The following is an 18,723-nucleotide window of genomic DNA, read 5'->3' as shown; positions in this document are numbered from 1 at the left end:
ATGCCCAGCCGTTTTATAACTCGCAGGTTCACAGCCCCTGGCTTTTAAAGTCAGAGGGTTTATGGCGTAAATTAAAGCCGAGTCAAACCCCGGCGTTTCGCCGGAGCGTTGGCATTCGGCTTATTGTTTGATGAATCGATCGTTTACCCAGAGGCCTTGCGTATCGCTATTGCCGGCATTCACGAATTCGACATCATGGCCGACCACGCGCACAACCCGGAAACTTGAATTTTCCGGCGTGGAAACGCACTGATATCCGGAGAACAATTCCTGCATCTGTTGCTGTTCACCGGCTTGCGCATGGACATCGGCGGCGTCGAGTTTATCCTTCGACAGACAGCCATACGCGTTGGCCTTGAACTGGATGGTTTGCTGCGGCTTGACCATGGCGTCTTGCGCCTGAACAGAAGCGGCAGCCAAACCCGCAATGGCGAAAACAAGGGCGATTCGCGCTTTCATATTTTTCCTCCGGTGCGGGTTGAATACTCAGGTTAGCTATGTATTTAACTTTAACGTCGAACCCGCACCGTTCACTTTAGGAGAACGTGAGAGAACAACAAGCACATCTTGTGTGCGGTCGCAACAGCGGCGAATTGTCGCACCACCTGCCGCACCTGCTTAAACCTTGGGCAGCAGCCTAAACAGGGCGGATTGAAACGGATAACTAAAAGAGGGGTGGGGTGCGCCGCTTTAACCAGTAAAGCTTTGCGGTGCGTATTGGCGTAAACGAGAGGCACCAATTAAGTGAATTAATACAATCAGCGAATGTGTTTGGTGCATTGCACACAAAGTCATTCACCCGACTAATCAAAAATCACGAAATAACGGTGTGTGTACAGAAGATAAACGATGCCAGGTGCGTCAGGCGACGCAGCATGACGTCCCTGGGCGACGTTGGTTGAGGTTACTCGGCGTGCTGATTGCCCTTGAAGAACTCGGACTGGAACATGCACATGCGCAACGCATTGTGATAGCGGCCGTTGCCGAAAAACTCCTCGATTAGCTCGGCCTCGTGCCTGAAACCGCACTTTTCATAGACGTGGATGGCAGCGGTATTCGACTTGTCGACGATCAGGTAGACCTTGCGCAGGTTCAGCACCGAAAACGCGTAATCGATCGCGAGCTGCGTGGCGACGGTGGCGTAGCCGCGGCCCTGCGCATGCGGCGCGATGATGATTTGGAACTCGCCGCGCCGGTGGATATAGTCCAGCTCGATCAACTCGACGACGCCGATGGTCTGACCGTCATTGTCGATCGCCACGAAACGGCGCTCGCGCAGATCGTGCACGTGCTGGTCATACAGCTGGGTCAATTCAGAGAACGTTTCATAGGGCTCTTCGAACCAGTAACGCATGATCTTTGCGTTGTTGTTCACCTCGTGGACGAAGCGCAGATCGGTGCGCTCGAGCGGGCGCAGGGTCAGTTCACTGCTGCGTTCGATAGTCATTGGATTCCCCTTGAGAATTATTGGTTTGAGTGCGCAAGCACCGGGTGAGCCGTCGGCCTTGCGTTTCCGTTAGTCAGGGCTCAGCGCGGGGAGTTCTTGCAATGCGTGGCGCCGACGCGGGTCGTGCTTGCAAAGCGCGAGGCGCCGTGCGGGTTCGGCGAGAGTGGGGCGTCGCGTTGTCGCAGGCCGCTTATCGCAAATTTGTGAGGGGCTCAGCACCGTGTGGGCACATGCGGTGCTCTACAATGAAATCATGCTCTTGCGACGGAGGCTACCGTGATCGAGCACTTGATATTAGGCGCCTTTCTGGTCATTCCGCTACTCATCGTCGCGTTTCTTTTCTCCGACGAATTGTGGCAGGAACATAGGCATCTGCACGATTTGCATCTTGAGCCGGGGAAACCTCGCCGTATCGACTGGCGGCATCCGCTGCGCCGCTCGCGGCATCGGGTTTGAGTCGCTTGGCTGGCCGCATGAATCATCGTGCCGCAAGCATCGCTGCGAGGCGAGGGCGGCTGGCGAATTGGATCCGCAAAAGATCCGCGAAAGACCCGCAAATAAAAAAGCCTGCCGTTTCGGGCAGGCTAAAAAGAGATCCACACTCAATGCCTTGCGGGTACAAGGCAGGCGCCAGTCTAGCCGTACAGCGTCTACGGCTGGTTTCACCAGCCTTTACACATATTACGGGGCGTGACCGGCTGCGCCGCGCCCGGTGTCAGTGGGCGCGCCAGTGGTCGCGAATGCGCGTGGCCAGCGCTTCGAGCGTGGCCGCGTCGGCGACATCACGCGCATGCATGCGCAGCGGCTGTCCTTCCCAGCGCGGGATCACGTGAAAATGCACGTGTGGCACCGTTTGTCCCGCTGCGGCGCCGTTGAACTGTCCGATGAACACACCGTCGGGGCGTAAGGCCGCGCGAACGGCGATGGCGAGCTTCTGCGCCATGCGCATGCAGGCCACCGTCGACGCATCCGACAACTCGAAAATCTCAACCGCCTTTTCCTTCGGCACGACCAGCACGTGACCGTCGGCTTGCGGCATCAGATCCATGAAGGCCAGCGCGGCATCGCTCTCCGCCACTTTGATGCAAGGTAGTTCGCCGCGCAGAATCTTCGCGAAGGGATTGCTGTCGTCGTAGTTCATCACGCGTCCTTTTGGGTTGCCGTACGTATCAGGTGGAGATGCTGTCGGCGATATTGTCCACCACCTTTGTTACAACGCGCGCGCCGCGCGTTTAATCGCTTGCGGTGGCTGGCCGAACGCGCGCAGAAAGGCGCGCCGCATCCGTTCGGTATCGACGAAACCGGTTTCGGCCGCGACGGCTTCCATCGAGTGGCGCCCCGCTTCGAGCATGCCGCGCGCGGCTTCCACGCGCAACGCCTCGATGGCCTTGGCCGGCGATTGGCGCGTTTCGTCGCGAAAAGCGCGGCTGAATTGGCGGGGGCTCAGATGCGCGACATCGGCGAGCTGTTCGACCGTCAACGGTTCGCGCAGATGGTTCTTCGCGTATGACAGCGCGTCCTGAATGCGGTCGGACTTCGGTTCGAGATCGAGCATGGCCGAGAACTGCGACTGACCGCCGGTGCGCCGGTGATAGACCACGAGCTTCTTGGCGATCGCGCGCGAGACCTCGACGCCGAGATCGCTTTCGATCAGCGCCAGACACAGATCGATGCACGCCGTCATGCCGGCAGAGGTCCACACGGTGCCGTCGACGATAAAGATGCGGTCTTCGTCGATACGTGTATCGGGGAAGCGCCGCTGCAATTCGCGGGCGTGGTACCAGTGGGTCGTGGCATGCCGGCCGTCAAGGATGCCCGCTTCGGCCAGCACGAACGCGCCGGTACAGATGCTGGTGGTGCGGCGCGAGGCGGCGAGGGCGTCGTTCAAAAACGCCCGCAATCCCGCCGATGACGGCTCGATCTGCATCGCGCCCGTCACGACCACCGTGTCATACGCCGGATCGCCGAACGGTTGCGTTGCGATCTCGACGCCGGACGAACTGCGCACCATCCCACCCTGTTCCGAGATGACCTCCACCTCGTATTCCGGCTGCCCGGCCTCGAGGTTCGCCAGTTCGAACACGGAGATCGCCACCATATCGAGGATCTGGAAGCCGGGGAAAACCACCACGCCGACGCGTTTCATTGCGATGTCCTAAAACGAGGTAAATACGACATTTGAGACAAGAGGCTACGCGCCTAGACTTCCCTCGTCAACACCGCGATGCCCACAAAAAAGGCACAGCGGCGGAGGTTCTAGGTTTTCCCATTCATCGTTCAGGGCTCAGGCGCGACGCGCAAAGCCCGCAAGGAGAGCTTCAAATGGCAACGCAAGCAAACAAGGGCACGGCATTGATCACGGGCGCATCGTCGGGCATCGGCGCGGTTTATGCGGACCGCCTCGCGCGCCGCGGGTACGACCTGATTCTGGTGGCGCGCGACGTCAAACGCCTGAGCGGCGTGGCCGAGCGCCTCGCCAGCGAAACCGGTCGGCATGTCGATATCGTCGCCGCCGATCTCACCGACAAAGCCGACACGCGCCGCATCGAGGAGCGTCTGCGGACCGACCGCAGCATCACGATACTGGTCAACAACGCGGGCGTCGGCGCGACGGCTTCGCTGATCGACTCGGACGTGGATCAACTCGAAAGCATGATCGACCTGAATGTGACGGCGCTAACGCGCCTGACGGCGGCGGCCGTGCCGGGTTTTGTGGAGCGGGGCAACGGGATCGTGATCAATATCTCGTCGATCGTTGCGCTCTCGCCGGAGACGTTGAACGGCACCTACAGCGGCACCAAGGCCTATGTGCTGAACCTGACGCAGTCGCTGCACCATGAAGTGGGCGGCAAGGGCGTGCAGTTGCAGGCCGTGCTGCCGGGCGCCACCAGTACCGCGTTCTGGGACCGCGCCGGTCTCGCCGTCGAACATCTGCCCGCGCAGATCGTGATGACCGCCGAGGATATGGTGGACGCGGCGCTCGCCGGTCTCGATCAAGGTGAACTGGTGACCATCCCGTCGCTGCCGGATGCAGCCGATTGGGACCGCTTCAATAACGCTCGCCAGCAACTGCAGCCGAACCTGTCGCACAAGCTGCCGGCCGCACGTTATACGCGCTGATCAGCTGCTCACCGCCACCTGATTCTTGCCATCCCGTTTCGCCCGATACAGTCCGACATCGGCGGCTTCGATCAACGTCGTCACCGGTTCGGCTGCGGACGGCACGATCATCGCCGCGCCGATGCTGATCGTCACGACACCGCTCGTCGAACCTGCATGCGGAATGGCGAGCCCTTCGATTGCAATGCGGATCTTTTCGGCGAGCAACCGCAAGCCACCTGCAGACGCGCCAGGCAACACCACCGCAAACTCTTCACCGCCGAACCGTGCCGCGAGATCGGGCGAGCGTCCCAGGCACGACTCGATGGTATGCGCGACGCGTTTAAGCACTTCGTCGCCGGCGACGTGCCCATAGGTGTCGTTGTAGGCCTTGAAGTTATCCACATCGATCATCAGAAAACCGAGGCCGGTCTTGTCACGCGTGCCGCGACGCCATTCGGCGGCCAGGTACTGATCGAGGTAACGGCGATTCGACAAACCCGTCAAACCGTCCGAATGCGTGAGCCGCTGCAGTTCCAGATTGGTCGCGAGCAACTGCTGTTGCGACTGGCGCAGCGCCTGATAGGCCTCGTCGCGCTGCAGCAGGTTCAGATACGAGCGCGAGTGATAGCGAATCCGCGCGATCAATTCGATGCGATCCGGCAGCTTCACGAGGTAGTCATTGGCGCCCGCAGCGAAGGCCGCGCTTTTCACCAGCGGCTCTTCCTTGGTCGACAGCACGATGATCGGAATATCGCGCGTCGCCGGGTTCTGGCGGTATTGCCGCACGAGGGTGAGGCCGTCGGTGCCGGGCATCACGAGGTCTTGCAGGATCACCGTCGCGCGGGTTTCCTCCGCGCAGCGCACCGCCTCTTCAGGCGACGCGCAGTAGTGAAAGTCGACGCTCCCTTCATCGGCCAGCGCCTGACGCACCGCCTCGGCGATGATCGCCTGATCGTCGACCAGCAGCACCATGATCGGGCACTCGGCCGCGGGTGGATTGCCGAGGATGCGCGCCAACGCGTCGTCGATGGCGCTATTGGGCGCGTCCTCCGCGTACGCCTGCGCGTTCGCGTCGTGTTCTGCGAGGTCCGGCGCGGTGGCGTTCTGATGCGGTTTGGAAGTGTCCATATTGGTCAGCCAGAATGAATGTCAATGAATCGTAGCGGGCTAATGTGCGGGTAGTGTGCGCCTACCCAACGCTAACGTGCGCCGACGGCGGTGGCGAGCGCAGCGGCAATCCGGGGCAGCGGCAGAATCGCGGCGGCGGCGTCGAGCGCTGCGGCTGCCTTCGGCATGCCGTACACGGCACAGGTCGCCTCATCCTGTGCAATCGTGTGGTAGCCCTTGGTACGCATCGCCTTGAGCCCGATCGCGCCGTCGCGGCCCATGCCGGTCAGCAGCACACCGATCGCCCCGGCCTGCCAGCGTGCCACGACACTATGAAAAAACACATCGACGGAAGGTCGGTAGGGCGTTTCGGCCGGCACGTTCGTATAGCCAAGCACGTTAGGCAATTTCAGGTGCAGATGATCGTCGGTGGCGGCGAGCAGGACGACGCCTGCTTGCGGTCGGTCGCGTTCGTTGGCGATCCGCACCGGCAGCGCCGACTGCTGGTTCAGCCAGTCGGCCATGCCGGCGGCGAATGCCGCGTCGACGTGCTGGACGATGACGATGGCCGCCGGGAAATCCTTCGGCAAACCGGCGAGCAGCGTGGCAAGTGCGGCCGGGCCGCCAGCCGAAGCGCCGATCGCAACCAGCGGCGTGTCGCGATTCGTTACGCTTGTCGGTCCCGCCGCAGCTGCGGCACCGGGCACATTGCGCTCCGCGACCAGCGCGGCGATGCGGTCGATCTTCGCGATCAGGGTGGTGATGCTCTTGTGCGCGTCCGGACCGCTCAGCGAGGGCGTATCCACCGCATCGAGCGCGCCCGCACCCATTGCTTCGTAGACGCGCCACGCGTTCGCGCCAACGTCGACGGTCACGATCAGGATCGCGCACGGCGCTTTCGCCATGATGCGGCGCGTGGCTTCGATGCCGTCGACGTTCGGCATCACCAGGTCCATCAGCACGATGTCGGGCCGCTGCGCGGTGCAGAAATCGACCGCCTGCTGGCCGTCCTGCGCGACCCACAGCACCTCGTAGTCGTGGCGCGCCGCAAGCGCGCGACGTAGCGCCTCGACGGCGAGGGGCAAGTCATTGACGATTCCGATTTTCATCCGTTTTACCCGTAGGTTTAACCGTAAGCTTCGCCGATCAGATCACGCACTGCATCGAGCAATGCTTCGTCGTGGAAACTGCCTTTTGCCAGATAGTAATCCGCGCCCGCGTTCAGGCCGGCGCGGCGGTCCTCTTCACGATCCTTGTACGAGACGATCATCACCGGCAGCGCCTGCAGTTGCGGATCGCGCTTGATGAGCGTGACGAGTTCGATGCCGTCCATGCGCGGCATGTCGATGTCGGTAATCACCAGATCGAAGCGCTCGGCGCGCACCGCGTTCCAGCCGTCCATGCCGTCGACGGCGATCGTCACGTCGTAGCCGCGCGTCGCCAGTAGCTTGCGTTCGAGCTCGCGCACGGTGAGCGAATCGTCGACCACCAGCACGCGCCGCGTGACGCGCCGGGTGGCGAGGGCAACGCCGTGCTGCGTGTGTTTCAGGTCACCGCCCGCCACGAGCCTTTCGACCGAGCGCAGCCAGTCGTCGACATCCGCGATCAGCAACGGGTCGCCGTTCTCCATCAAGGCGCCCGCGGTGATGTTCCTGATCTTGCCGAGGCGTGGGTCGAGCGGCTGCACGACCAGCATCCGCTCGCCGAGAAAGCGATCGACCACGACGCCGTAGGTCTCTTCGCCGTCGCCGATCACGATCATGCTGACGGTATCGGTTTCGTGGGCGGCCGGTGCGGTGTCGAGAATCTGATGCGCGGTGACGACGCCGATGCGGCGGCCGTCGAAGGCAATGTGCTGATGGCCTTCGAGTAATTCGATCTCCGCACGGCTCACGTGCAGCGTGCGGTTCACATGCGCGAGCGGCACGGCGTACGGCTCGCCCGCGACTTCGACGAGCAGGCTGCGGATCACCGAAAGCGTGAGCGGCAGTTGCAACTGCACGCGCGTGCCGACGCCGGGTTCGTGCGTGATGCGCACCGTGCCACGCACGCGCTTGACGACGTCGTACACCGCGTCGAGTCCGACGCCACGGCCCGAGATCTCGGTGACCTGATCGCGCAGCGAGAAGCCGGGCAGCAAGAGGAATTCGAGCAGTTCGGTCTCGGACAGGCGCGCGGCCGTTTCAGCACTCGCCAGTTTTTTGCGAACGATCGACGTGCGCAATGCGTCGAGGTCGATGCCCGCGCCGTCGTCGGTGACGGTGATGAGCAGGGCGCCGGCGGTGTGGCGCGCGTCGAGCGTGAGCGTGCCTTCTTCGGACTTGCCCTGCGCGAGACGTACCGCAGGCGCTTCGATGCCGTGGTCGATCGCGTTGCGCAGCATGTGGCCGAGCGGCGCTTCGAGCAGATCGAGGATGTCGCGGTCCACCTGAGTCGATTCGCCGACCACTTGCCAGCGCACCTTCTTGCCGAGCGAACGCGCGACGTCGCGCACCATCCGCGCGAGACCGCTGGTGCCGTCGCCGAAGGGGCGCATCCGGCATTGCAATGCGGCGTCGTAAAGCTGCTGCGACAGATGCGTCGAGCGGCGGTCGAAGCTCTCCAGATCGGCGAGGCGCTCGGCGAGCAGATGCTGCGACTCTGCGGTGAGACGGCGCAATTCTTCGAGCGCGGCCTGTGCGCGCGGGTCGAGCTTCAGGTCGGCGAGCGTTTCGTGCAACTGATCCAGCGCGCGCGAGCCGTCACGTTGGACGCGCTTGACGCGCAGCATCGATTGCGCGAAGGGTTTGAGCCAGCGCGATTCAACCAATGATTCGCCGGATAAGGAGAGGAGCCGGTCGAGGTTGTCGGCGCGTACGCGCAGCATGCGGCCCGGGTCTGTTGCTGTGGGGCTTGCTTCGCTCTGGGTGGATGCGGTCGCGGTCGACGACGCAGAGGCGCTTGCGGGAGCGGCCGCGGTTGCGGCGGCGGACGCTGACGCGCTTGAAGAAGCGAACGGGGTCGCAGAGGCAGACGCTGACGCGCTTGCAGGAGCAAACGGGGTTCCAGGGGCGGGCGCGGCTGCATTTGCAGTCGTGCTGGCTGGTGCGGCTGAGGCGGGCGTCGCTTCGGCGCGCAGGGCGTTGGCTAGCAGATTGAATGCGGCATCGGCGTCATGGTCAGCGTCGGCGGAGGCGGCGTACGGTTCGGTGGCTACGCTGGGTGCAGATGCAGATGCAGATGCAGATCCGGGGACGCGCGTAGGACTTGCCACAGGCGTAGCGACATCCGGCGGTACAGCCTCCCGCCGAAAGGCCGCGCCATGCGGCACGACACCCACCATACGCGCTTGCAACGACGCCACGCACGCACTGACCGCGTCACGCGCCGACTCGTCTTCGTCATTACCAATGCGCGCAACGATGTCGACACCGCGCAGCAACTCATCAATCCAGGCGGCATCGAGCAACGCGCGCCCTTCCTGCGCCGCAACGAAACAATCTTCCATCGCGTGCGCGAGTTCGACACCCACCTGCACACCGACGATACGCGCCGCGCCCTTCAGCGAATGCGCCGCGCGCATGCAGGCCTCGAGCGCGACGGCATCGCGCGGCGCGCGGTCAAGGGCGAGCAGGCCGTCGTTGAGCACGCGTGCCTGGGTTCGCGCTTCCTCGCGGAAGAGATCGATCAGCGACGGGCGGCGCGGGTCGTCCGTCATCCGAGACTCCTGTTCAAGGTATCGAACAATGCATCGGCGTCGAGCAGGCCGACCGTCATGCCGCGCCACGGAGCCACGGCGCGCGTATGCGCAGCGGCGGCTTGCGAGAGCGTCGCGGGCGGCGGGCAAAAGGTAGAGACCGCGATCCGATGCACGCCGTCGACCTGATCGACGGGGAACACCGCGTGCTCTTCGGCGCGCGAAACCACCAGCAAACGCGGCAGATCGTGACGCGCTTTATCATCGCCCGCGATGGTGTCGGCCTCGAAACCCAGCAGATGCGCGAGCGACAGGCACACCAGCAAGTCGCCCTGCACATTCACCACGCCGAGCACCGCGCGATGCTGCCGGTGCGGCAACGTATGAATCGGCCGCGTCTGCACGATGCGCTTGAAGACCGTCGTAGGAAGCGCGAGCCATTCGCCGCCGATACGGAAGATGAGGAACGACTCACTCGCACCTTGTGGATCACGTCGTTGCCGTAGCGCTGGGTTGTCGGCGTCACGCAGCGACAGATCCACGAGCGGAATCGGTCGCTCCAGCAATTTGGCCGCGGCCGCTTCGAACACGGGGCAATTCAGACAGCGCACGTATTCGACCAGCCGCTCGCACGACGAATCGCCGCGCACGCCGATGCGGTTCCAGCAATCGTCGAACGTTACCGAGCGGTCCTCAACCACGTTGCGCTCCCTGCGCGCGTGATGCGCGTTCCATCAACAGACGCGCGCCGTTGCGGTCGCCTTCGAGTTCGAGCAGCGTCGCCAGATGCGCGAGTGCTTCGGTGTGCCGCGGGTCGAGATAGAGCGCCTTGCGATACTGGCCGCGTGCGAGGTTCGTATCGCCGCTAGCGTCGGCCAGCACACCGAGCAGGTAGAACGCATCGGCGTGCGGCGCGTGCTGTTCCAGATAGACGTTGATCGCGTTCGCGGCTTCGGTCAGACGGCCCGCGTCGGCCAGCGCGTGCGCGGCTTGCAGCGTGTCGCGTGCGGCGTTGGTCGGCGAGGTGACTTCCGGCGACAGGAACTCATGCGACCGCGACGCGGCTCTGAACGGCTTGGGCGAGTGCTGCGAAATACTGTCCCAAGGCGTGTGCTGTGAAATGTCTTTCGGCGATGTGCGTTGCGGAATACCACTCAATGACGTGCGCTGCGAAATGCCATCAAACGGTAAGCGTTGCCCAATACCCTCCAACGGCAGGTGGGGCGAAATGCCTTTGGACGGCGTCTGCGCCGAACCACCGCTGAACGGCGTGCGCGCAACCGGATCGGGCCACGCGAAAGGCTCTGCCGAGAACACTTGCAGCGGCGCGAGCGCGGGCACTGGCGAATGTGTCATCGCGAGTGCCGCAGCGGTGGCAAGCGGCGCGGTGTGCCAGCCGCTGAACTGCGCTTCAGCGGGCGAGGCGCGGTGGAAAGCAAACGCCAAAGGAATCTTCGCCGACTGCATGCCATGACGCATCAACAGCCCGGTTTCCGCAGGACCGACGAACAGCGTGCCGTTTTCCGCCAACACGCTGTTGAGCGCATGCAAGGCCGTCTGTTGTGCGTCGCGGTCGAAGTAAATCAGCACGTTGCGGCAGAACACGAAGTCGTAGACGCCGAGCGCCGCGGCATCGAGTTGCATCAGGTTGGCGCGCGAAAACCGGACCGCGTCGACGATGCGCGGCGCGAGACGCCAGCCGTCTTCGGTGCGCGTGAAGTGGGCGTCGCGAAACGGGAACGCGTTGCCGCGAAACGAGTTGCGGCTGTACACGGCGCGCTGCGCGACGGCCAGCGAGCGCTCGCTGATATCCATCGCGTCGATGCGCATGTGCGCGGCGCCGATGCCCGCGTCGAGCAGCGTCATCGCGATCGTGTACGGTTCTTCGCCGGTCGAGCAGGGCAGGCTCAGAATTCGCAGTGGCAGCGCGGTGCCGCGCTCGTCAAGACGTTTGTGCGCGAGACGCGCAAGCGCTCTGAACGCATCGGCGTCGCGGTAAAACCAGGTCTCCGGCACCACCACCGTTTCGACCAGCGCCTGCACCATGGCCGGCGATGTGTGCGCGGCGTCCCAGTAGTCGGCGAGCGTGGCGTCGGCGTGGCCGTCCGCGCACCAGGCGGCGGCGCGCTGGTCGACCGCGCGTTCGATCGCGCTATGACCGAGCGACGCTGCATCGAGCCCGATGGTTCGATGCAGCAGATCGGTGAAGCGTCGATAGAGCGGCGCGTTGTCGTGATGCGCGTTCATGCGTGCGCCTCGGGAAACAGCAGGGCTTTGACATCGTCGGGCAGCAGATGCTCGACGCGAATCCATTGCACCAGACCGCCTGCTTCGCTCGCGACCGGGCCCAGATAGCGCGCGTGCGGCAGGTCGATGCCGGCATCATGAAACGCGTCGGCGGCGAGGCGGATGGTGCGCGTGGCGCCTTCGAGCAGGAGCGCGAGCAGGCGCACCGTGCCCGCATGGGGATAGCGCACCAGCACGACGCGCGTCGACATCAACTGCGCGGCGGGGCGGCCGAGCGCAAGCGCCGGCAGATCGATCACCGGCAGCGGTGCGCCTTCGTGTTCGAGCACGCCCGCGACCCACGACGGCGCGCCGGGGATCGTCTTTGGCGGCGACTGCGGCGTGAGCGGAATCAGACGCTCCACCTGCGTCGCGTCGATTACGTAGCGTTCGCTATCGAGCGTGAAGAGGATGAAGAGCATCGGCGTGGGCTTTGGCTGTGGAGAGGCGTATGGGTGGGTCGGTGTCAGCGTGCTTCAGTGAACCCGACGCCGCGCGTCAGGCCACCACCTTGAAGCGCGATACGCCGGTGCGCAGACTATTGGCGACGTGGGTCAGATCGTCGATCGCCTGAGTCGACTGGCGCAGCGATTCGGCCGTCTGCTGCGCGGCCTCCGAGAGCTGGGTCAGCGCCTGGGTAATCTGCTCGGCGCCCGTGGCTTGCGTCTGCATGCCCTCGTTGACCATCGAGAAGCGCGGCGCGAGCGCCTGCACCTGCTGAATGATCTGCGTGAGATGGCCGCCCACGTTCTGCACGTCGAGCATGCCGCGCCGCACTTCTTCGGAGAACTTATCCATGCCCATCACGCCCGCCGCGACCGCCGACTGGATCTCTTTGACCATCTGTTCGATGTCGTAGGTCGCCACGGCCGTTTGATCCGCGAGGCGGCGAATCTCGGTCGCCACGACCGCGAAGCCGCGGCCGTATTCGCCGGCCTTTTCTGCTTCGATCGCCGCGTTCAGCGAGAGCAGGTTGGTCTGGTCCGCGACCTTGGTGATGGTGGCGACGACCTGGTTGATGTTGCTGGCCTTCTCGTTGAGGATCGCGAGCTTCGCGTTGACCGAACCGGCCGCTTCCATCACGAGGCGCATGGTCTCTTCCATGCGCGCGAGACCGGCGTGGCCGGTGCCGGCGAGTGCCGCCGATTGGCCGGCCACTTCGGAGACTTCGTTCATGGTGCGCAGCAGATCGCGCGAGGTCGCGAAGATTTCGCGCGACGTGGCGCCGATCTCGGTGGTGGTCGCCGCGGTTTCGTTCGCGGTGGCTTGCTGTTCACGCGAGGTCGCGGCGATTTCCGTCACCGATGTGGTGACCTGGACCGCCGACTTCTGCGCCTGGCCAACCAGCGCGGTGAGTTCGTCGGTCATGCGGTTAAAGCCTGCTTCGAGCGCGCCGATTTCATCCGCGCGGTTCAGCTGCAGACGTTGCGTGAGGTCACCCGTGCGCATGATGTCGACGACTTGCAGCACCTTTGCCATCGGCGTGGTGACTGCGCGCAGCAACCAGTATCCGGCCAGCATGGCGACGACGGCGGCGACCAGCAACATCACGAGCAGCACGATACGGGTGGCCTCGACCGATTTGCGGATGCTTTCGGCGGCCTTGTCGGCGTCGGTCTTGTTATTCTCGACAAGGTTGCGCGCCGAGACACGACCCGCTTCCCAGATCGACGTGAGTTGCGTGTTGAAGATGCGCTCGGCGTTCTCTTTCGAACCCGGCAAGGCATTCAACAGGGAGGCCTGGATCGGCAGGTACTGTGCGTGTTGCTGGCGGAAGGCGTTGAAGAACTCACGATCGTTGTCGCGGAAGATGGTCGCGCCATAGTCGCCGAGGAGCTTCGTCAGCGTTTGCTCGGTGTCTTGCAAACGTGCGGTGTCGCGCTTGACGGAGTCGGGGTCCGTGTCCACATAGATGAGACGCTGCGTGACGGTGTAGTTCTCGAACCAGGCCGCGCGCATCGCGGTTGCGTAGTAGAGGCCGGGCATCGAGTCTTCCTGCTGGCTCTTCGCGTCGCGGTCGATACCGCCGAGTTGCTCGAAAGTGACGATTGCCATTGCCAGCATCACGATCAGCACGATCCCGAAGCTGCACAGAATCCGTTGCCGGATGGTCCATTGTTTCACGCGCACGCCCCTTAACTTTTTGGCTTGGTCTCGACGCCGACGTCGACTTGTGGGTCCGGACGCCGAAGGATCGGAAAGCTTTGCGGTCGTCAGATTTGTCCGACGGGTCATGCGGCGAATTTTACATTGATCGTGGGAATGGATGGCGGTAGGCGAGCTGCCATTTTCAGGACTTAGCGGGTTGCCGGTCAGAGGCGCGCCGTTTTCCCGCTCGCGGAAAACGGTGAGCAGGAATACCTGCGCGACGTTACATCGGTAATGGCCAGTTACCAACTGCAGCATCTATTTCCGCGCGCGCCCTACACAATCTGTTCCATGCCTGAACGGCGGGAGCGAAACATGAAAAAGATTGCGGTGGCGTTGTTGATGGTGGGGAGTCTGAGCGTGGCGGGGCAAGCGTCGGCTCATGGCGATGGCGGCGATGTCGTCGGTGCGCTGATCGGCGGGGCCGTGCTGGGCGCGGTGGTGACGTCCGCGTTGAATCCGGCGCCTGTGGTCGCTTACCAGCAGCCGGTCTATGCGCAGCCGGTGTATCAGCCGGCACCCGTCTATGCGGGGCCGCCGCCGGGATACTGCTATGACCAGTACCAGCGTGCGTACGTCGCGTGCGGTGCGCCGCCGCCGGCACAATATGGGTATCCGCAGCAGCCTCAACCGGGCTGGTAACTGACGAGCGCTGGCGCGCGCGGACTCGATGCTCGCGCGCTACAGAGAAAAAGGCCGTCGCAGGGTGCGACGGCCTTTTCTTGTTGGGTGTCTCCGCTCAATGCTTGTGATGCAGCCACTCCGCATAGTGCGTGTCGAGCCAGCGCTCGAGGCGCTCCGGCTTCGTCTTGTCGTGATAGAGGGACGCGGCCCAGATCGCCAGGCCGACCACCAGCATCACCAAAGGTCCCAACAAATAAGCCATTAACGATTCAGACATGGGAGCCTCCGTCCCGGCGTGCATCCATGCTTCAGTTTAGACGATGAATGGCGGGAAAAAAGGACGCAGTGATGGGTTGGCTGGCAGCGCGGCGAGATTGACGTGAATGCACCGGCAACGGTGCAGAAGATAGTGAAATAGAACCTAGTGAAGATGGTGTTTTTCTTTTTATTGGCAGTCACTTGCGGTCAATGAATATTTCCGTGTGTACCATAAAATGCGTTGCCGGCGTTGCCGGCGTTGCCGGCGTTGCCGGCGCTGCTGGCACGATGGTGAGATGCACTGCGACAACCGGGTTTGCACCTGCCACATCTGCCGCACTCAGCCGATCACGCCTTGTCGGCCGCTCCCGATCTGGGCGTCGACGAAATCCGCCCACAATTGCAAGGTTCGACGCCGTTCTGCTGCATTCTCAGCGTGGCCATCTCTGCCCGGGGCGTCTTTGACGGTATGCGCCAGCGCATTGTTAATCGCGTCCGAAGGCTGCCCCATCTCGCGCAAGTGAGTCGCGGCGGTGCGTCGAAAGTCATGTAGGACGAAATGCTCGACGTCGAGTCCGAGCGATTTGACGGCTTGATTGAGCGTGCTCTTGGCGATCGGCCGATCGTCGCCCCTCACGCTCGGGAATACGAAATTCCGACTGGTCTTCGTGTCCTGAAGCTCGCGAAGCAGGGCAACCGCCTGATGCGAGAGATACACCACATGCTCGCGGCCCTTGTTCATCCGCGCGGCGGGGATCGTCCATCGCGCTGCGTTGAGGTTGAATTCGGACCAGGCCGCCTCGACGATGTCCGATTTCCGCACCATCGTCAGCACGAGCAGGTGCAAAGCCAATTTCAATGGACGTCGAATGTTCGATGCGTAGATCGCGCGGAGCATGGCGCGCATTTCGTCTGGGGCGAGCACGCGGGTGCGGCTGTCCGGCGTCGCGATGAAGCGTGCCGGGATGAGCGCCGCCGGATTGGTCGTGGCGAGTTGCCGGGCGATCAGGTACTCATAGAGCCGCTTGACCGCGTTGCGCGTGTGCAGCGCCATCTTGGGCGAGCCACGGCTTTTGATCTGGTCGCATATCGCGCGGATGTCGTCGTCCGTCACGGCTTTGATCGGCTTGGCGCCAATGGCGGGGAGAACATCTTTTTCGAGCGCGCGCCGCGTGGTGCGCTGATATTCCGCGGACTTGCCGGCCATCTCCGTCGCGAGATAGAGCTCCGCGCCCTCGCGCAGCACCTCAGCCTTGCTCTCCGCGCCGCGGTCGCGGCGCGCCGTCGCCACCGGCGAGACGCCGCTCGCGACCATCTCCGCGTACTTCTGCGCCTTGGCGCGCGCGACCCGCAGCGAAATCATCCGGTAGTCGCCGATCGTGGCCAGCGGCTGGCGCTTGCCGTTCAGTGAATAGCGGAAGCGCCAGACCTTGGTGCCCGTCGTCATGATTTCGATGACGAGGCCGTTGCCGTCTGCGACGCAATAGCGGGTGGCGCGGGGTTCAAGCGCGCGGATCTGCGTTTCGGTGAGGGGGGCGGCTAGTTTGGGCATGGCGGATCGTTTGATACACGGACAGCGGGGATTTTAGAGCGGTTTGTCTTTTGTGTACCAAAAAAATGGGCAGATTTAGGTCAACAGAGGGTGTTCAATACACGGCAGGCAGACGTGACGCGGGGGAGGTCGGTGATCCCGCGCGTTGCTCCGTATCCAAGGGTCACCATTCTGGTGGCTTCACCGAAATGGTCTTGGACCGGGTGGTCCGACCGTCTGCAGGCAATCTTCGCCTTCTCGGTGGGCGACAACCTCTAGCGACGTGCTTGCGAACGTTGGTCGTCGCTCGGCAGCACGTTATTTCCCGATACAAAACCGGCTGAAAATCACCCCGAGCAGATCGTCCGAACTGAATTCCCCGGTAATCGAGTTCAGTTGGTCCTGCGCGAGCCGCAACTCCTCGGCGAACAGATCGAGTGCTTGAGCGTTCTGATCCGCGTGCGCCGCAGCCGTCGCCAGATGCTCCTGGGCCGCGCGCAGCGCAATCAGATGCCGCTCGCGCGCGAGGTAGACGCTCTCCGCGCCGGCCTGCCAGCCGGCGATGCGCAGCAATTCCTCACGCAGCAACGCAACGCCATCGCCCTGTTTCGCCGACAGCCTTACTTCGCTGAGCTCGAGGTCCGCGTCCAGCGGTGTCACGGTCGGTGCGAGCCCGGTCAGATCCGTCTTGTTCAGCACGCGCACCACCGGCACGCCGCTCGGGAAGCGACCCGCGATCGTTTCGTCTTCGACGTTCATGCCAGTTCGCGCATCGAGCAGGTGCAGCACGACGTCCGCGCGTTCGATCTCGCTCCACGTGCGCGCAATGCCGATCTTCTCCACCTCGTCTTCGGTATCGCGCAGGCCGGCCGTATCGATTACATGCAGCGGAATGCCTTCGATCTGGATCGTCTGCGCGACCTTGTCGCGTGTGGTGCCGGCGATTGGCGTGACGATGGCCAGCTCCGCGCCGGCCAGCGCGTTCAGCAGCGACGACTTGCCGACGTTCGGCTGTCCCGCCAGCACCACCGACAAACCCTCGCGCAGCAACGCGCCCTGGCGCGCTTCGCTCAGTACGTGCGTGAGGCGCTCGCGGATCCGCGCGAGCTTGCCGCGGGCGTCGGCGGCTTCCAGAAAGTCGATTTCTTCTTCCGGGAAATCAAGCGTCGCCTCGACCAGCATCCGCAGCGTGATGACCTCCTCGACCAGAGCATGGATGTCGCGCGAAAACGCACCGTCGAGCGAGCGGCCCGCCGAGCGTGCGGCGGCCTCGGTGCTGGCCTCGATCAGATCGGCGACGGCTTCCGCTTGCGCCAGATCCAACTTGTCGTTGAGAAACGCGCGTCGCGTGAATTCGCCCGGTTCGGCTAGACGCAAACCGAACGCACGGCCGGCGTCGATGCATCGCTGCAGCACCAGTTGCAGCACGACCGGACCGCCGTGGCCTTGCAACTCGAGCACATGCTCGCCGGTGTAGGAGTGCGGCGCGGGAAAGTACAGCGCGATGCCGCGGTCGAGCGCGTTGCCGGTGCCGTCGAGGAAGGGCACATAACTCGCATGCCGCGGCGCAAGTGCCTGGCCGGTGAGTGCTTGCATCAGCGGCTGCGCGGCGGCTTCTCCGGCACGACCGCACGAAATCCGCACGACCCCGATTCCGCCTCGGCCGGGTGCGGTGGCAATGGCGACGATCGGATCGGAATCGGTGGCGAGCATGGGGACGAGGCTATCAGAAGGGATTGAATGCGCACGAGCGGGCGCCGGGCATTGTAACGCGGGCATCCGCTGGCTCTTGAACCGGGCCAGACTCCTAGCATGGCTTGCTTTTCATAAGACAAATAAGGATTTATCTCACACAAGCTAAGATAGCTTAAGACACCCTTGCGACAGATGGACGCGCCAGAATGCCTAAAACGCACGCTGCGCAAGGAAAAGACGATATTCGATGAAATCGTGAAACACGGCATTCAGTGCCGATTTCAGGCTAAGAATAGCTTATTTGAGCAATAAAGTAGCGCAGTTGGTTGTCCACTGATTATGCGCCGAATTGCACAATCGGGCCCATGCCGACCTCCAAAGAAAAAGCAGCTTTCGCCAAACGGCTGAAAGACTCACTCCCCAAAGACATTAAGGGTGGGACCGATTTAGCCAGGGAATTCAATCTGCTTTATAGCAGTGGCCCTGCCGTCTCACCGCAAACCGCGCACAAATGGCTCGCGGGTACGACGATCCCCAAGCGCGATAAGTTGCAGGTTCTAGCTACGTGGCTGCAAAAGGACGTTCATTGGCTGCATTACGGGCCGACTCCATCCGGCAAGGCTAAACCGCTCGGCCGTGGCGAGAAATATCCGCTGGCGCCGGAAACGATCGAGATGGTTACGCAGATGGCTAACCGGTTCGCGGGTTTGTCGCCCAAGCAGCGCAATCTGGTGGAAGAACTGATCACTGAATTTGACGGCGGCACGCAACAGGAAACCGGCGCCGCGCCTGAAGACGCATCGACATCGAAAGAGAAGGGCCCATCGGCCGAGTCATAAAAAAAGCCGC

General features: G+C 63.1%; 18 protein-coding genes. 4 read left to right on the top strand and 14 right to left on the bottom strand.

The window, feature by feature from the left end; genetic code table 11:
- Positions 1-120 precede the first annotated feature (120 nt).
- Together sap1 and speG are read right to left on the bottom strand one after the other, a co-directional pair.
- Complete coding sequence (sap1, locus tag HHL24_RS11500) at positions 121-459, bottom strand: surface attachment protein Sap1 (protein ID WP_169485602.1); 339 nt, start codon at positions 457-459, stop codon at positions 121-123.
- A gap of 445 nt (positions 460-904) precedes the next feature.
- Complete coding sequence (speG, locus tag HHL24_RS11495) at positions 905-1,447, bottom strand: spermidine N1-acetyltransferase (RefSeq protein WP_169485601.1); 543 nt, start codon at positions 1,445-1,447, stop codon at positions 905-907.
- A 276-nt stretch (positions 1,448-1,723) separates the two neighbouring features.
- Between speG and HHL24_RS11490 the strand changes: the two genes are divergently transcribed.
- A complete protein-coding gene (locus tag HHL24_RS11490; RefSeq protein ID WP_169485600.1) occupies positions 1,724-1,903 on the top strand; it encodes a hypothetical protein in 180 nt (59 codons plus the stop codon).
- A gap of 259 nt (positions 1,904-2,162) precedes the next feature.
- On the opposite strand, the gene HHL24_RS11485 is transcribed toward HHL24_RS11490, so the two are convergent.
- Both HHL24_RS11485 and HHL24_RS11480 read right to left on the bottom strand, forming a co-directional pair.
- Positions 2,163-2,588: an HIT family protein gene (locus HHL24_RS11485; RefSeq protein WP_169485599.1), complete on the bottom strand. Its 426-nt coding sequence runs from the start codon at positions 2,586-2,588 to the stop codon at positions 2,163-2,165.
- A 69-nt stretch (positions 2,589-2,657) separates the two neighbouring features.
- Complete coding sequence (locus tag HHL24_RS11480; RefSeq protein ID WP_169485598.1) at positions 2,658-3,593, bottom strand: GlxA family transcriptional regulator; 936 nt, start codon at positions 3,591-3,593, stop codon at positions 2,658-2,660.
- Between the two features lie 176 nt (positions 3,594-3,769).
- Between HHL24_RS11480 and HHL24_RS11475 the strand changes: the two genes are divergently transcribed.
- Positions 3,770-4,567: an SDR family NAD(P)-dependent oxidoreductase gene (locus tag HHL24_RS11475; RefSeq protein ID WP_169485597.1), complete on the top strand. Its 798-nt coding sequence runs from the start codon at positions 3,770-3,772 to the stop codon at positions 4,565-4,567.
- Here the strand turns inward: HHL24_RS11475 and HHL24_RS11470 are convergent, their stop codons facing one another.
- From HHL24_RS11470 to HHL24_RS11440, 7 genes are all read right to left on the bottom strand, one after another.
- Positions 4,568-5,677, bottom strand: a complete 1,110-nt coding sequence (locus tag HHL24_RS11470; protein WP_169485596.1) for a diguanylate cyclase — start codon at positions 5,675-5,677, stop codon at positions 4,568-4,570.
- 71 nt (positions 5,678-5,748) lie between these two features.
- On the bottom strand, positions 5,749-6,765 hold the full coding sequence (gene cheB / locus HHL24_RS11465; RefSeq protein ID WP_169485595.1) for a chemotaxis response regulator protein-glutamate methylesterase: 1,017 nt from the start codon (positions 6,763-6,765) through the stop codon (positions 5,749-5,751).
- Positions 6,766-6,782: 17 nt separating this feature from the next.
- On the bottom strand, positions 6,783-9,353 hold the full coding sequence (locus HHL24_RS11460; RefSeq protein WP_169485594.1) for a hybrid sensor histidine kinase/response regulator: 2,571 nt from the start codon (positions 9,351-9,353) through the stop codon (positions 6,783-6,785).
- The gene (locus tag HHL24_RS11455) at positions 9,350-10,033 is read right to left on the bottom strand and encodes a chemotaxis protein CheW (protein WP_169485593.1); all 684 of its coding nucleotides are present in this window, start codon (positions 10,031-10,033) and stop codon (positions 9,350-9,352) included. Before HHL24_RS11455 ends, HHL24_RS11460 begins: the two co-directional genes overlap by 4 nt.
- Positions 10,026-11,579 carry a CheR family methyltransferase gene (locus HHL24_RS11450; protein WP_169485592.1) on the bottom strand — a complete coding sequence of 518 codons (1,554 nt, stop codon included), beginning with the start codon at positions 11,577-11,579 and terminating at the stop codon, positions 10,026-10,028. Before HHL24_RS11450 ends, HHL24_RS11455 begins: the two co-directional genes overlap by 8 nt.
- Positions 11,576-12,040 carry a chemotaxis protein CheW gene (locus HHL24_RS11445; RefSeq protein WP_169485591.1) on the bottom strand — a complete coding sequence of 155 codons (465 nt, stop codon included), beginning with the start codon at positions 12,038-12,040 and terminating at the stop codon, positions 11,576-11,578. Before HHL24_RS11445 ends, HHL24_RS11450 begins: the two co-directional genes overlap by 4 nt.
- Positions 12,041-12,116: 76 nt before the next feature.
- A complete protein-coding gene (locus HHL24_RS11440) occupies positions 12,117-13,742 on the bottom strand; it encodes a methyl-accepting chemotaxis protein (RefSeq protein ID WP_169485590.1) in 1,626 nt (541 codons plus the stop codon).
- Positions 13,743-14,081: 339 nt separating this feature from the next.
- Here HHL24_RS11440 and HHL24_RS11435 point away from each other — a divergent pair, with 339 nt between their 5' ends.
- Complete coding sequence (locus HHL24_RS11435; RefSeq protein ID WP_169485589.1) at positions 14,082-14,408, top strand: ecotin precursor; 327 nt, start codon at positions 14,082-14,084, stop codon at positions 14,406-14,408.
- A 97-nt stretch (positions 14,409-14,505) separates the two neighbouring features.
- Here HHL24_RS11435 and HHL24_RS11430 read toward each other — a convergent pair whose 3' ends face one another.
- The 3 genes from HHL24_RS11430 to mnmE form a co-directional block, all read right to left on the bottom strand.
- Positions 14,506-14,667, bottom strand: coding sequence for a hypothetical protein (locus HHL24_RS11430; RefSeq protein ID WP_169485588.1), 162 nt, complete (start codon positions 14,665-14,667; stop codon positions 14,506-14,508).
- Between the two features lie 321 nt (positions 14,668-14,988).
- Entirely contained in the window at positions 14,989-16,200 is a 1,212-nt protein-coding gene (locus tag HHL24_RS11425) for a tyrosine-type recombinase/integrase (protein WP_169485587.1), read from the bottom strand.
- 297 nt (positions 16,201-16,497) lie between these two features.
- Positions 16,498-17,892, bottom strand: a complete 1,395-nt coding sequence (mnmE, locus tag HHL24_RS11420; protein WP_169485586.1) for a tRNA uridine-5-carboxymethylaminomethyl(34) synthesis GTPase MnmE — start codon at positions 17,890-17,892, stop codon at positions 16,498-16,500.
- A 347-nt stretch (positions 17,893-18,239) separates the two neighbouring features.
- Between mnmE and HHL24_RS11415 the strand changes: the two genes are divergently transcribed.
- Positions 18,240-18,713 (top strand): XRE family transcriptional regulator, encoded by a 474-nt coding sequence (locus HHL24_RS11415; RefSeq protein ID WP_230417412.1) that lies wholly within the window; start codon positions 18,240-18,242, stop codon positions 18,711-18,713.
- Positions 18,714-18,723: the final 10 nt, after the last annotated feature.

Source organism: Paraburkholderia polaris, assembly GCF_012927345.1.
Classification (GTDB): domain Bacteria; phylum Pseudomonadota; class Gammaproteobacteria; order Burkholderiales; family Burkholderiaceae; genus Paraburkholderia; species Paraburkholderia polaris.
Note: the sequence above shows the minus strand (reverse complement) of the source record. Positions and strands in the feature narration are given on the sequence as shown.